The 12,910-nt window shown below is 69.7% G+C and carries 14 protein-coding genes; 8 read left to right on the top strand and 6 right to left on the bottom strand.

All coding sequences use genetic code 11. The annotated features are described in order from the left end of the window. Positions 1 to 155: 155 nt before the first annotated feature. On the top strand, positions 156 to 1,166 hold the full coding sequence (locus tag DDZ14_RS09585) for a DMT family transporter (RefSeq protein WP_109424744.1): 1,011 nt from the start codon (positions 156 to 158) through the stop codon (positions 1,164 to 1,166). Here DDZ14_RS09585 and DDZ14_RS09590 read toward each other — a convergent pair. Genes DDZ14_RS09590 through DDZ14_RS09600 form a run of 3 tightly spaced genes read right to left on the bottom strand, consistent with a single transcriptional unit; the run spans position 1,087 to position 3,085 of the window. Next, positions 1,087 to 1,707, bottom strand: coding sequence for a hypothetical protein (locus tag DDZ14_RS09590; protein ID WP_109424745.1), 621 nt, complete (start codon positions 1,705 to 1,707; stop codon positions 1,087 to 1,089). The genes DDZ14_RS09585 and DDZ14_RS09590 overlap by 80 nt on opposite strands. Next, complete coding sequence (locus DDZ14_RS09595; RefSeq protein WP_109424746.1) at positions 1,707 to 2,324, bottom strand: enoyl-CoA hydratase/isomerase family protein; 618 nt, start codon at positions 2,322 to 2,324, stop codon at positions 1,707 to 1,709. Before DDZ14_RS09595 ends, DDZ14_RS09590 begins: the two co-directional genes overlap by 1 nt. Beyond that, a complete protein-coding gene (locus DDZ14_RS09600) occupies positions 2,321 to 3,085 on the bottom strand; it encodes an SDR family oxidoreductase (RefSeq protein WP_109424747.1) in 765 nt (254 codons plus the stop codon). The genes DDZ14_RS09595 and DDZ14_RS09600 overlap by 4 nt, the downstream gene beginning before the upstream one ends. Before the next feature lie 147 nt (positions 3,086 to 3,232). Here DDZ14_RS09600 and DDZ14_RS09605 point away from each other — a divergent pair, with 147 nt between their 5' ends. From DDZ14_RS09605 to lpxK, 6 genes are all read left to right on the top strand, one after another. Next, entirely contained in the window at positions 3,233 to 4,738 is a 1,506-nt protein-coding gene (locus DDZ14_RS09605) for a DUF2125 domain-containing protein (RefSeq protein WP_109424748.1), read from the top strand. Positions 4,739 to 4,840: 102 nt separating this feature from the next. Next, positions 4,841 to 6,187: a TldD/PmbA family protein gene (locus DDZ14_RS09610; protein WP_109424749.1), complete on the top strand. Its 1,347-nt coding sequence runs from the start codon at positions 4,841 to 4,843 to the stop codon at positions 6,185 to 6,187. Then, the gene (locus DDZ14_RS09615; RefSeq protein WP_109424750.1) at positions 6,174 to 6,950 is read left to right on the top strand and encodes a 3'(2'),5'-bisphosphate nucleotidase CysQ; all 777 of its coding nucleotides are present in this window, start codon (positions 6,174 to 6,176) and stop codon (positions 6,948 to 6,950) included. The genes DDZ14_RS09610 and DDZ14_RS09615 overlap by 14 nt, the downstream gene beginning before the upstream one ends. 77 nt (positions 6,951 to 7,027) lie before the next feature. Beyond that, positions 7,028 to 7,273: a DUF4170 domain-containing protein gene (locus tag DDZ14_RS09620; protein ID WP_109424751.1), complete on the top strand. Its 246-nt coding sequence runs from the start codon at positions 7,028 to 7,030 to the stop codon at positions 7,271 to 7,273. An 11-nt stretch (positions 7,274 to 7,284) separates the two neighbouring features. Next, positions 7,285 to 8,577 carry a 3-deoxy-D-manno-octulosonic acid transferase gene (locus DDZ14_RS09625; protein WP_109424752.1) on the top strand — a complete coding sequence of 431 codons (1,293 nt, stop codon included), beginning with the start codon at positions 7,285 to 7,287 and terminating at the stop codon, positions 8,575 to 8,577. After that, positions 8,577 to 9,554 (top strand): tetraacyldisaccharide 4'-kinase, encoded by a 978-nt coding sequence (gene lpxK, locus DDZ14_RS09630; RefSeq protein ID WP_109424753.1) that lies wholly within the window; start codon positions 8,577 to 8,579, stop codon positions 9,552 to 9,554. The genes DDZ14_RS09625 and lpxK overlap by 1 nt, the downstream gene beginning before the upstream one ends. Before the next feature lie 85 nt (positions 9,555 to 9,639). Here the strand turns inward: lpxK and rsmD are convergent, their stop codons facing one another. After that, positions 9,640 to 10,200, bottom strand: coding sequence for a 16S rRNA (guanine(966)-N(2))-methyltransferase RsmD (gene rsmD, locus DDZ14_RS09635; protein ID WP_109424754.1), 561 nt, complete (start codon positions 10,198 to 10,200; stop codon positions 9,640 to 9,642). A gap of 10 nt (positions 10,201 to 10,210) precedes the next feature. Continuing rightward, the gene (locus DDZ14_RS09640; RefSeq protein WP_109424755.1) at positions 10,211 to 11,413 is read right to left on the bottom strand and encodes an NAD(P)/FAD-dependent oxidoreductase; all 1,203 of its coding nucleotides are present in this window, start codon (positions 11,411 to 11,413) and stop codon (positions 10,211 to 10,213) included. Positions 11,414 to 11,514: 101 nt separating this feature from the next. On the opposite strand from DDZ14_RS09640, the gene DDZ14_RS09645 reads away from it, so the two are divergent. Next, positions 11,515 to 12,003, top strand: a complete 489-nt coding sequence (locus tag DDZ14_RS09645) for a peroxiredoxin (protein ID WP_109424756.1) — start codon at positions 11,515 to 11,517, stop codon at positions 12,001 to 12,003. A 62-nt stretch (positions 12,004 to 12,065) separates the two neighbouring features. Here DDZ14_RS09645 and DDZ14_RS09650 read toward each other — a convergent pair whose 3' ends face one another. Continuing rightward, entirely contained in the window at positions 12,066 to 12,878 is an 813-nt protein-coding gene (locus DDZ14_RS09650) for a mechanosensitive ion channel family protein (RefSeq protein WP_109424757.1), read from the bottom strand. Positions 12,879 to 12,910 lie beyond the last annotated feature (32 nt).

A 12,910-nucleotide genomic window follows, 5' to 3' on the forward strand; every position in this document is an offset into this window, starting at 1 on the left:
CGGAGTTACGCCTGCCCCGCCCCGGACTTGATCCGGGGCCTTGCACCCAAGGGATGAAAGAGGCCCCGGATCAAGTCCGGGGCGGGTGAGGATGATGCCGGTCGAACGCGCCGCGCAATAGGGCGTTGCGAGCCCGGTATCTTCAGGTGGCCCGCATGGTCAGCCGTCTTTCCGCAATCGACATCCTCATGGGCGTCTCCGTCGCCCTGATCTGGGGCATGGGTTTCGTCTTTTCCAAGGCCGCGATCGCGCATTTTCCGCCGATCCTGCTGATGGCCTTCCGCTTCTCCGTCACGGCGCTGGCACTGGTGTGGTTCGTGCGCCCGCCGCTGGCCCATATCGGGCGCCTCGCGCTGATCGCCTTCATCGCGTCTGCTGTGCAGTACAGCCTGACATTCACGGGGCTCAAGGGGCTCGATGCCTCGGTCGCGGTGCTGGTGGTGCAGCTCGAAGTGCCCTTCCTGGTGCTGATCGGGGCGGTCGCGCTGCGCGAGCGTCCGGGCCTGCGCAAATGGCTGGGCATCGCGCTGGCCTTCGCGGGCGTCGCGCTGATCGCGGGCGAACCAAGCGTCGCCAGCGCCTGGGTGTCGGTCCTGCTGGTCGTCTCGGGCGCCTTCGTCTGGGCGGTGGGGCAAGCGATGATCCGTGCGCTGGAGGATATCGACGGCCTGACCGTGACCGCCTGGATCGCGGTCTGCGCCGCGCCGCAGCTCTTTGTGATGTCGCTCATTTTCGAGACCGGCCATGTCGCGGCGATCCGCAGCGCCGACTGGGTGGTCTGGGGCACGGTGGTCTATCTGGGCCTGGTCATGACGGCGCTGGGCTATGGCATGTGGAATGTGCTCGTGCGGCGTCACCCGGTCAGCCAGGTCGCGCCCTTCCTGCTCCTGCTGCCGGTCTTCTCGATCCTTGCGAGCGGGATCTTCCTGGGCGAGGTGTTGACCGCGCAGTCGCTGGCGGGTGGCGCGGTGGTGATTGCGGGGCTGGCGGTGATCCTGGTCGAACGCTGGCCGCTGCCGCGTACCGCCGTCGCTGCCGTGCCTGCCGTCGCACCCGCCCCGATACCAGCCGCCGTTCCCGCGGCCGTCATTCCGCCGACGAATGCAGGGCCGGACGGTATCCCGCCACCAGCACCGCCACGCAAGGACGCGGGGTCAGCACCGTGACGCGGCCGCTTGCCGGGCGCGGCGCGGGCGCGCCGTAGCCTTCCGGCGCATAGGGCAGCAGACGGTCGCGCAGGACCAGATGCGGCGCGCCCGCCCAGTGGATGAAGGTTCCCTCCGGCAGGTGCCCCATATCGGCTTCATGGGTGATCTGCGCCCGGTTCCGCCGTACCCGTGCGATGTGCAGCGCGCCGTCGATCTCCGTCGCGCCGGGTCGCGTGCCGAAAGCCTCCTGCCAGGCGTCCCGGAAACGCTCGTAATCCGCGCGGCGGCATTCGGCGCAGGGCCGGTGTCCGGCGGCCAGCGAAACCGCCTCGTCGAGGAAGAATAGCTCTGTATAGCGGCCGGGCTGCATGACCGCGCGGTGGCGGCCGCGAAACTCCAGCCGGCAGGCGATCCAGTTGCGGTGCCTCCAGCGCGCGGTGCCGAGCCGCTGCGCCGCGTCGTGCAGGATGCCGCGATTGCCCATCAGCCCGCCGCGTGCCGCGACCGCGATGATCCGGCCTTCCGGCGTGACGCGGTTCTGCAACGGCTCCGTGCGCATCACGGGGTGCAGAGTCGCTTGATCGCGCCCAGAACATCGGCCTTGCCGGCCTCGGCATCGGCGGCCAGCGCATCGACCTCCGCCGTCAGCCCGTCGGCCGCCGTCACCCGGTCCACCAGCCCGAAGGCCAGCGCCTCGGCGGCGGTCAGCTTCGCGCCGCCCGCCAGCACGAGCTTGGCGCGCGCCGGACCCATCAGCGCCACCATGCGCCCCGGATCCGAAGGCTGCGGAAGGAAGCCCAGCTTCATCACCGGGTAGAAGAACCGGGCCCCTTCGACCGCGACACGCAGATCGCAGGCCAGCGCCATGCCGAAGGCTCCGCCCGCCAGCGTGCCGTTGAGCGCCGCGACGGTCAGGCAGGGCAGCGCGGCGATCCGGGCCGACAGGCGTTCCCAGACCGCGTCCGTGGCCAGCCCGGCGCGGGCCTCCTCCAGATCGGCGCCGGCGCTGAAGACCCGGCCCGCGCCGGTCAGGACCAGCACGCGAATACCCGCTTCCGCAGCCCCGGCCACGTGCGCATCGAGGCTCTCCATCATGTCACGGGTGAGGGAATTGGCCTTGTCGGACCGGTCCAGCGTCAGGGTCCAGCGCGCCGCGCCCTTGTCGAGCCGGATCATGCGACCAGCCCGATGCGGCGGCGGATCGCCTCGTCGCGGAGCGACACTTCCTGCCCGGCGAATTCCTCGGCATCCGGGCCGCACATCCAGACCAGCGCCTCGGCCGGCCATTCCGGCGGGATATGCTCCGACCAGTCCAGACGGCTGACCGGATTCACGCCCGAAGCCCTGATCTCGCGCTGCATGTCGGTGGCGACGGTGCCGGGAGAGAGGCCCATCGCGCGGATGCCCTGCGCGCGGCCTTCCTTGTCGGCGCAGCGCGTCAGCATCGCCGCGCCGGCCTTGGAGGCGCAGTAATGACTCCAGCCCTCCAGCGGGTTATGCGCGGCACCCGACGATATGGTGATGATCGTGCCGCCGCCCTGTGCCTGCATCGCTGGCATCGCCGCGCGCATGCCGTGGAAGATGCCCTTGAGGTTGATGTCGATCACCCGTCCCCAGGCCTCGGGGTCAATCGCGGATATCGGGCCGATCGGCTCGATCACCCCGGCATTGCCGATCAGCACATCGACGCGGCCGAACGTCTTTTGCGCGGCGCGGATCGCGGCCTCCATGTCGCCGTATATCGCCACGTCGCAGCGTTGGGCGAGGGCCTGCCCGCCGCTGCGGGTGATCTCCTCGGCCAGGGCGGTGATTTCTTCGGTGGAGCGCGCCAGAAGCACGACCTGCGCCCCCAGAGCCGCGAAGCGCCGCGCCGCCGCGGCGCCGATCCCGCGGCTCGCGCCGGTGATCAGAACCGTCTTTCCCGTAATCGCCGTCATCGTGTCCTCCGTAGCCGCACCGGCCCTGATTATCCCAGCGTCGCGCCTGTTTCCAGTCCGCGGCCGCAGTGTTTCGGCCCGTTGGGTCTTGACCCTGCGGCGGGGGCACCCGATCCTTAAGCCAACCTATCTCCAAAAGGATTTTGCATGAAACTCACCGTCATTCCGATCCTGGCGCTTGGCGTCACTGCGATCACCGCCACGGCCGCCAGCGCGGATGTCAATGCCCGCGAGGTCTGGGAGGCCTGGAAGTCCATGTCCGGCCATGTGGGGCAGACACTGGCGGCGGGCTCCGAAGACATGGACGGCAACACGCTGGTGCTGGGCGACGTCACCGCCACGAGCATCCAGTCAGAGGCCAACGCCACATCGCGGGTCGAGTGGATACGCCTGCGCGAACGCGGCGACGGAACCGTCGAGATGACCATGTCGCCGGACCAGCGGGTCGTCGGCTCGGCCGAGGCCGAGGACGGCAAGCCCGCGGAGTTCGACATAACCCTGAGCTATGACGACTACCGCGTATTGATCAGCGGGACGCCGGAACGGATGATCCACGACTACGAGATCGGGCGCCTCGGGATCGACGATGCAAGTATCGAGGTGGAGGGCGAACAAGCGCCCCTGGTCCTGAATTTCACCCTGACATCGCTTGCGGGCCAGTACATCGCCGAGAATATCGGCGGGCCGAAGCTGCGCCTGACCGGCGACGGCACGGCGGACAGCATGAAGGTGAAAATTAATTTCGTCGATCCGTCGAAGGACTCGACGCTCGACATGGATATAGCTGCGACCGGAATCGCCGCGACCTTCTCCGGCGATCTGGTGAACATGGCGACGGTCGTCAATCCGTTCGCCGCCGGCGGGAGCTACAGGTTCGACTCCGAGGTTGCGACGATGACTTCTGCCGTCGAAGTCGTCGAGGACGGCGAGACCGTTCAGGTCGAGAGCGTCGGCAAGGCCGGCACGTTCGATCTGTCCGCGGCGGCCGAGGAACTGAGCTATGCCAGCGATGTCGAGTCGCTGGATTACACGATCCGCGCCTCGGAAATGCCGTTCCCCGAACTCAAGGCCTCGATCGGCCGCACCGCTTTCAAGCTGCTCTTCCCGACCGCGAAGACCGAGGAGCCGCGGGATTTCGAGCTGCTTTACAGCATGCGCGATCTCGTGATCGACGAACGGCTCTGGATGATGCTGGACCCCGGCAACGCGCTGGAACACGGGCCCGCCACGCTGATCGTCGATCTGACGGGCAAGGCCCGGATGCTGGTCGACATGATGAGCAATCCGCACGCGATGGAAAACCTCGATGGCCCGCCCGCCGAACTCGAAGAACTGAAGCTGCGGAAATTGCAGCTTACCGTGGGCGGGGCAGAACTGACCGGCGACGGCGCCTTCACCTTCGACAACAGCAAGACCGAGATGATGAACGGCTTTCCGCAGCCAGACGGCGCTGTGGACCTGAAACTCGTGGGCGGCAACGCGCTGCTCGACAATCTGGTGAAGATGGGCCTGGTGCCCGAGGAACAGATGATGGGCGTGCGGATGATGATGGCCATGTTCACCGTGCCAGGGCAGGACGCGGATACTGTAACCTCGCGCATCGAGGTCACGCCGGAAGGCAAGATCCTCGCCAACGGCCAGCCGCTGAACTGATCCGCCTCGCGCGGGGACCCGGCCCGTTTGCCGTGGGCCGGCCTTGCGGGGCGTGCCGCGAATGCGCTAACCCGGCGCCGGGCTTCCTTGACAGGACATGACATGGCCGACGAGCTTGCGACACTCACCGCATCGCTGCTGGAGGCGGCGCGCCGCGCCGGGGCCGACGCCGCGGACGCGCTGGCGGTGGAGGGGCACGCGCTTTCGGTCGATGTGCTGCACGGAAAACTGGAACATGCGGAGCGCGCGGAAGGCACCGATATCGGCCTGCGGGTGATCCTGGGCGCGCGGCAGGTCAGCGTTTCGGCCTCCGACACGCGGGCGGAGACCATCGCCGAGATGGCCGCGCGCGCTGTCGCGATGGCCCGCGAGGCCCCCGACGACCCGACCGCCGGGCTGGCCGATCCGTCGCAACTGGCCCGCGGCTGGGATGCCGGGGCGCTGGAACTGGCGGACCCGTCGCCCGAACCCGCGCCCGACGCGCTGGAGGAGGATGCCCGCGCCGCCGAGGCCGCGGCGCTGGCCGTGCGGGGGGTGTCGCAGGTGCAGGGCGCTTCGGCTTCCTATTCGCACCGCCGCCTGCACCTGGCGGCCAGCAACGGCTTCGCGGGCGGTTATGCGCGCAGTTCGCGCAGTCTCTCCTGCGTGGCGATCTCGGGCGAGGGGTTGAAGATGGAACGCGATTACGCGGCCGAGAGCCGCGTGTTCCAGGCCGACCTGCCCGACGCGGCCGAGATCGGCCGGCGGGCGGGCGAACGGGCCGCCGCCGCCGCGAACCCGCGCCGCCCCCGAACCGGCGCCTGGCCGGTTCTCTTCGACGAGCGCGTGGCGGTCTCGCTGATCGGGCACCTGCTTGTGGCGGTCAATGGCAGCTCGGTCGCCCGCGGATCGAGCTGGCTGCTGGACGCGTTGGAAACCCCGGTGCTGCCGCCTGCGCTGAGCCTGACGGAGGACCCGCTGCGTCCGCGCACCTCGGCCTCGCGGCCCTTCGATGGCGAGGGCCTGCCCTGCACGCCGCGCGACATCGTTGCGGGCAGTATCCTGACGGGCTGGACGCTCGACCTGGCCACGGCGCGCAAGCTGAACATGCAGAGCACGGCCAACGCGTCGCGCGGCGTCTCGGAGCCGCCGGCGCCGGCGGTTTCCAACGTGGCGCTGACGCAGGGCACCCAAAGCCGCGAGGAACTCGCCGTGGCGATGGGCACCGGGCTGCTTGTCACGTCGCTTATCGGGTCCACGATCAACCCGACGACGGGCGATTATTCGCGCGGCGCCTCTGGGTTCTGGGTCGAGAACGGGCAGATCGCCTGGCCAGTCAACGAATGCACCATCGCGGGCAATCTGCGCGAGATGCTGATGCGCCTGACGCCGGCCAACGATGCGCGCGCCCATCTCAGCCGCGTCGTGCCCAGCCTGCTGGTCGAGGGGATGACGCTTGCCGGAGAATGACCTGGCGCTGCTGATCGGTGCGGCGCGGGACGCAGGGCGGATCGCGGCGCGGCATTTCGGTCAGGCCCCCGCGACATGGGACAAGAGCGCGGGTGCAGGGCCGGTGACCGAGGCCGACCTGGAAATCGACCGGATGCTGCGCGCCGAACTGACTGCCGCGCGCCCCGGCTATGGCTGGCTTTCGGAGGAGACGCCCGACAGCGCCGACCGGCTGGATGCGCGGCGGGTCTTCATCGTCGATCCGATCGACGGGACGCGGGCCTTCATCGATGGCAGCCGGGCCTTCGCTCATTCTCTGGCCGTGGCAGAGGCCGGGCGCGTCGTGGCGGCGGCGGTCTACCTGCCGATGCTCGACCTGATGTTCGAGGCCGCGCCGGGCACCGGGGCGCGGCTGAACGATGCGCCCATCTCGGTGACCGGCGCGACGCTGGACGGCGCGGACCTGCTGGCTGCGCGTCCGCAGCTCGACCCGGCGCTCTGGCCCGGCGGGGTGCCGCCCGTCACGCGCCACCACCGTCCGTCGCTTGCCTATCGGCTCTGCCTCGTGGCGCAGGGCCGGTTCGACGGCATGGTGACGCTGCGCGATGCCTGGGAGTGGGACATCGCCGCAGGCAGCCTGATCGTGGCCGAGGCCGGCGGGCAGGTCAGCGACCGCACCGGCGCGGCCTTCCGCTTCAACAGCCCGCGCGCGCTCCAGCCCGGCGTGGTGGCGGGCGGCGCGGCGCTGCATTCCGGGCTGCTGGCGCGGCTCCGGCCGGGCTGATCGGGCGGGTTCCGCACCTTGACCCCGGCGGGCGGTGCGATAGGCTGCGCGCGTCCTGAACACAACGGGAGGCCGGCATGGTCCAGCGATTGCATCTAGTCTTCGGCGGAGAGCTTGTGGACCCGACGAAAAAGGTCTTCAAGAACGTGGACGACATCCATATCGTCGGCATGTTTCCCGATTACCAGAGCGCCTATGACGCCTGGAAATCGGAAGCCCAGCGGACCGTGGACAACGCACATATGCGCTATTTCATCGCGCATCTGCACCGGCTCCGCGACGAGGAGGCCGAGGCCGGGCCGACCGAGGAACTCGGCACCTGACCGGCCCGGTCATGGGATATTCCCCCGCTCTTGCCGCCTATCTGCTCTTCTCCGCGCATGCCGGCGGCTATGCGCGGCGTCTGCTCGACCGCAGGCTGTCCGAGGGCAAGGAGGACGCGCCCCGGATCGGCGAGCGGATGGGGGCGCCCGGTGCCGACCGGCCCGAGGGGCCGCTGGTGTGGTTCCATGCCGCCAGCGTCGGCGAGACGCTTTCGCTGCTGGAACTGATCCGCCGCATGGGCGAGGCGCGGCCGGAGGCGCATTTCCTGGTGACGACGGGCACCGTCACTTCGGCCACCATCCTGGCCACGCGGCTGCCGCCGCGCACGCTGCACCAGTATGTTCCGCTCGATATCCGCGCCGCGGTGGTGCGGTTCCTCGATCACTGGAAACCGGACCTGGCGGTCTGGACGGAAAGCGAGTTCTGGCCGCGGCTGATGCATGAGACACACCGGCGCGGGGTGCCGATGGTGCTGGTCAACGCACGAATGTCGCGGAACTCGCAAAAGCGCTGGCGCTGGGCGCGGGGCCTGCTGCGCTCGCTGCTGGGGAGTTTCGACCACGTCCTGGCGCAGGACCGCGTCACGGCCGGGTATCTGCGCCGCCTCCGGGTGCCGGCGAGCCGGATCGAGGTGGCCGGCACGCTCAAGGAAGGCTCCGCCGCGCTGCCGTGCAACGAGGCCGAGCGCGCCGCACTGGCCGCGCAGCTCGACCGGCGGCCGGTCTGGCTGGCGGCCTCCACCCATCCCGGCGAGGAGGAGATCGTCGTCACCGCCCATTCCGAGGCTGCGCGCTCGGCGCGGCGGCTGCTGCTGATCATCGCGCCGCGCCACCCCGAACGCGGCCCGGCCATCGCGCGGACCCTGCGCAAAGCGGGCTGGGAGGTGGCGTTGCGATCCGCCGATGAGGAACCGGAGGAGGAGACGCAGATCTACATCGCCGACACGCTGGGCGAGATGGGGCTGTGGTACCGGCTGGCGCCGGTGAGTTTCGTCGGCGGCTCGCTGGTGGAGATCGGCGGCCACAACCCGTTCGAGCCCGGCGCGCTGGGCTCGGCCATCCTGCATGGCCCGCATGTGGCGAATTTCGCGGATGTCTATGCCCGGCTGGCCGCCGCCGGCGGCGCGCTGGAGGTGCAGGACGCAGAAGGTCTGGGCGCGCGGCTTGTCGAAGTGCTGCCGCCCGACAAGGCCGCCGCGCTGGCCCATGCCGCCTGGGAGGTCTGCTCGGCCGGGGCGGAAGTGACGGAACGCACGCTCGACGTGCTGCTCGCCCGGCTGCCGAAACCGGGTGCGGCCGGCTGATGCGGGCGCCGGGCTTCTGGCAGCTTCCGCCGGAACGGCCCGGCATGGCGGCGCGGCTGCTTGCCCCGCTTGGTGCGCTCTATGCCGCGGGCACCGCGCGGCGGCTGGCGCGGGGCGGGCGGGCACGGGTCGGCGTGCCGGTGATATGCGTGGGCAATCTGAGTGCTGGGGGCACCGGCAAGACGCCCAGCGTGATCGCGATGCTGGAGCGGCTGCAGGCGGCGGGGCGGAGCCCGCATGTGGTCTCGCGCGGGTATGGCGGACGGCTGGCCGGACCGGTCGCTGTCGATCCCCGGCGTCACGAGGCGGGCGACGTGGGCGACGAGCCGCTCCTGCTGGCGGCCTTCGCGCCGGTCTGGGTGGCGCGCGACCGGGCCGCGGGGGCGCGGGCGGCGGTTGCGGCGGGGGCGGATGCGATCCTGCTCGATGACGGGTTCCAGAACCCGGCGCTGGCGCATGACGCGGCGCTGGTAGTCGCGGATGCGCGGCTGGGTTTCGGCAACGGGCGGGTGATCCCGGCGGGTCCGCTGCGCGAGCCGGTGGCCGTGGGGCTGGCGCGGGCCGACGCGGTGCTGGCGATCGGCGACGCGGCGGCGCAGGCGGGTTTCGACGCGGCTTGGGGTGACGCGCTGCCCGTGCCGCTGCTGCGCGGCGCGCTGGAGCCCTTGCGCACCGGAATGGACTGGCAGGGGATGGAGGTGCTGGCCTTCGCCGGCATCGGCCATCCGGAGAAGTTCTTCGCGACGCTGCGCGGGCTCGGCGCACGGATGATGCGCTGCGTGGCGCTGGAGGATCACCAGGCGCTGACGCCGCGTCTGCTGGCACGGCTGGAGGCGGAGGCGGGCGCCTGCGCTGCGCAGCTTGTGACCACGGAAAAGGACGCGGTGCGCCTGCCAGCGGAGTTCCGGCCCAGGGTGCTGACCCTGCCGGTGCGCCTGCGGGTCGCGGATTGGGGGCCGCTGGAGCGGTTTTTCTAGGATGGCCACCGGCGGCGCGGGTGGCCCGGGCCGGAGCCTCCGGCGGGAATATTTCGACCAGAGCAAGCCGGGCGGGCGCGGGCGGTCAGGCCGCGCGGAGCAGGGTGATCACGGTATCGCCATATCGGCGCTGATCGAGCAGGGCGAACCCGTCGGGGATTGTGGGCGCCGCGCCTTCCTCCCAGACGATGAGCGCGCCGGGCGCGAGCCAGCCGTCCGCGCGTGCCGCGGCCAGCGCGGTTTCACCCAGGCCGCGGCCATAGGGCGGGTCGAGAAAAACCAGATCGAAGGGGGCGCCGCGGTTTTCGCCCAGGCGGGTCGCGTCGCGCCGCCAGAGCTTCGCCGCGCCCTGGGCCTGGCATTTTTCGATATTCTCGCGGATGAGCGCGCGTGCTTTCGCGCCGTCATCCACGAAAGTGACATGGGCCGCGCCGCGCGAGAGCGCCTCGAGCCCCAGCGCGCCGGTGCCGGCGAAAAGATCGAGCACGCGCGCCCCGGTGACCGGGTCGCCGTGGCCGCCGCCCGCCATCAGATTGAAGATGCTCTCGCGCACACGGTCGCTGGTGGGGCGCAGATGGGCGCCGGCGTCGCCGCGTCCCAGCGCGGCCAGCCTGAGCCCGCGATGCTTGCCCGAGATGATGCGCATGGCGCCGCCGCTATTTCAGCAGGGGTTTGAGATCGGCGGAGGCATCGGCGACCACGGCCTTGTCGGCGCTGCGGTCGGCCTCGATCAGGCGCTTGCCGACCATGTAGGCGCGCGGGTCGTTGGCGGCGTCCACCGCCAGCAGCCGGTCGCCGCGATAGTACCAGAAGCTGACCGCGCCCTCGCCCCGGCGGGTGACCACGCTGTCATAGCCGGTGTTGAGCCCGGCGATCTGCAGCTTCACGTCATACTGGTCGGACCAGAACCAGGGCGTCGCGACATAGTCGCGGTCCGCGCCGAGCATGTTGCAGGCCACGGCCTCGGCCTGGTCGATGGCGTTGGGCACGCTTTCGAGGCGGATGCGGTTACCATGCCAGGGCAAGGAGGCGCAATCGCCCGCCGCCCAGATCGACGGGTCGGAGGTTCGCCCCCTGGCATCGGTGCGGATCCCGTTCTCCACCGCCAGACCGGCGGCTTCGGCCAATTCAGTGGCCGGCTTGATGCCCACGCCCACGATGACGAAATCGGCCTCCGGTTCGGTGCGGTCGGAGAGCCGCGCGCCGCTGACCCGCCCCTCGCCGGTGAGCCGGTCCAGCCCGACCCCTTCGCGGATATCGACGCCGTGGCTCCGGTGCAGGTTGCGGAAGAAATCCGAGGTTTCGGGTGCTGCGACCCGTTGCAGGATGCGCTCGGCCATCTCGACCAGCGTCACCTTCAGCCCCTTCATGGCGGCGACCGCGGCGGCTTCCAGCCCGATATAGCCGCCGCCGACGATCAGCACGCGTGCACCTGGCCTGAATTCCGGCGCCATCGCGTCCACATCGGCGAGGTTGCGCACCACATGGACGCCGTCCAGCGCGCCGCCGATCGCGTCGGGCAGGCGCCGCGGATGCGAGCCGGTGGTCAGCGCAAGCTGGTCGTAGCCGATCGTCTCGCCATCCAGGGCAACGGTTTTCGCCGCCGGGTCGATGGCGGTTACCGTCCGGCCCAGCCGCAGCGCAATGTTCTGGTCGTCGTAGAAGGCGCGCGGGCGCAGGTAGAGCCGTTCCAGTTCCATTTCGCCCAGGAGATACTTTTTCGACAGCGGCGGGCGCTGATAGGGCGGCACGTCCTCGGCCCCGATCAGTGTGATCTCCCCGGTGAAACCTTCGCTCCTGAGTTTCGCGACGAGCGATGCCCCCGCCTGCCCGGCCCCGACCACTACAAAATGCGCCATCTTTTCCGATCCAGTCTTGAGGGGCGCGTTTTCGCTGGCCCCGAACCGGGCGGAGCCTATATGACTCAAGCAGGCGAATTCAATCTGAGAAAGAGGGACAGATGGCGATTTCGACAGGAGACAAGCTGCCTGGCGCGACCCTGATGCGCGTCGGCGCGGAGGGGCCCGAGGCGGTGGCGCTGCAGGATCTGACGGCCGGGCGTAAGATGGCGATCTTCGCCGTTCCCGGCGCATTCACACCGACCTGCCATTCCGCCCATGTGCCGAGTTTCATGCGCAGCATGGACGCGCTCAAGGCCAAGGGCGTGGACGAGGTGATCTGCATCTCGGTCAACGACCCGTTCGTGATGAAGGCCTGGGCCGAGGCGACGGGCGCCGAAAACGCCGGGATCACGATGCTGGCGGATGCCGAGGCGGCATTCACCCACGCGATCGGCATGGCCTTCGACGCGCCGCCCGCGGGGCTGCTGAGCCGGTCCAAGCGCTATGCGATGCTGGTGGAGGACGGCGAGGTGAAGATCCTCAACCAGGAAGACAGCCCCGGCACCTGCGAGATCTCCGCGGGCGAGGCGCTGGTCGCGGCCATGTGACGCGCAAGGACGGGGCGGATCCGTCCGGGCACCGCCCCGCCCTTCGGCCCCGCAAAGGGGCGTCAGCCGGCTTTCTGGATTTCCACCGAATGCGGATAGGGGATCGAGACGCCGCCCTTGTCGAAGGCTTCCTTCACCGCCTTCGTCATGTCGAATTTCACATCCCAGTAATCGGCCGCATCGCACCAGAGCCGCGCTGTCAGATCGACGGAACTGTCGCCCAGATTGGTCACGCGGACCCAGGGTGCGGGATCGTCATGGACACGCGAGTCCGCCCCGGCCAGATCGGCGATGATCTTCATCGCCTTGTCGGCGTCGTCGCCATAGTCGATCCCGAAGGTCAGATCGACGCGCCGGGTATCGTGGGCGGAGAAATTGGTGATGATCGCCCCCCAGGCCTGGCCGTTGGGCACGATGATCTGCACATTGTCGGGCGTCGCCAGTTCGGTGACGAAAAGGTTGAGATCCTTCACCGTCCCCGACGTGCCCGCGATATCCACGTACTGGCCCAGCCGGTAGGGCCGGAAGAGGATCAGCATGAAGCCCGCCGCGAGGTCGCTGAGCGTGCCCTGAAGCGCCAGTCCGATCGCCAGCGTTGCGGCGCCCAGCATGGCCACTAGGCTCGTTGCCTCGATCCCGAAGAGGTTGAGGACCGCAATCAGCACCATCAGCAGGATCACCCATTTGAGCATCCCGGCGATGAAGCTGCCCAGCGTGTCGTCGATCCGCGGATTGGCCAGCGCCCGGCGCCGGACCATGCCGCTGACCAGCCCGGCCACCACCCAGCCGATGATGAGGACGATGAGCGCCTTGACGCCGTTGATCACGAGCGGGGCGTAGGCGCCCAGTTCTTCCATTAGCTGCTGAAGTTCCATGATGTCCCTCTGTTCGTTCCTCCGGCGCGCAT

Origin of the sequence: Maritimibacter sp. 55A14 (genome assembly GCF_003122205.1) — a bacterium.
Lineage (GTDB): Bacteria > Pseudomonadota > Alphaproteobacteria > Rhodobacterales > Rhodobacteraceae > QEYE01.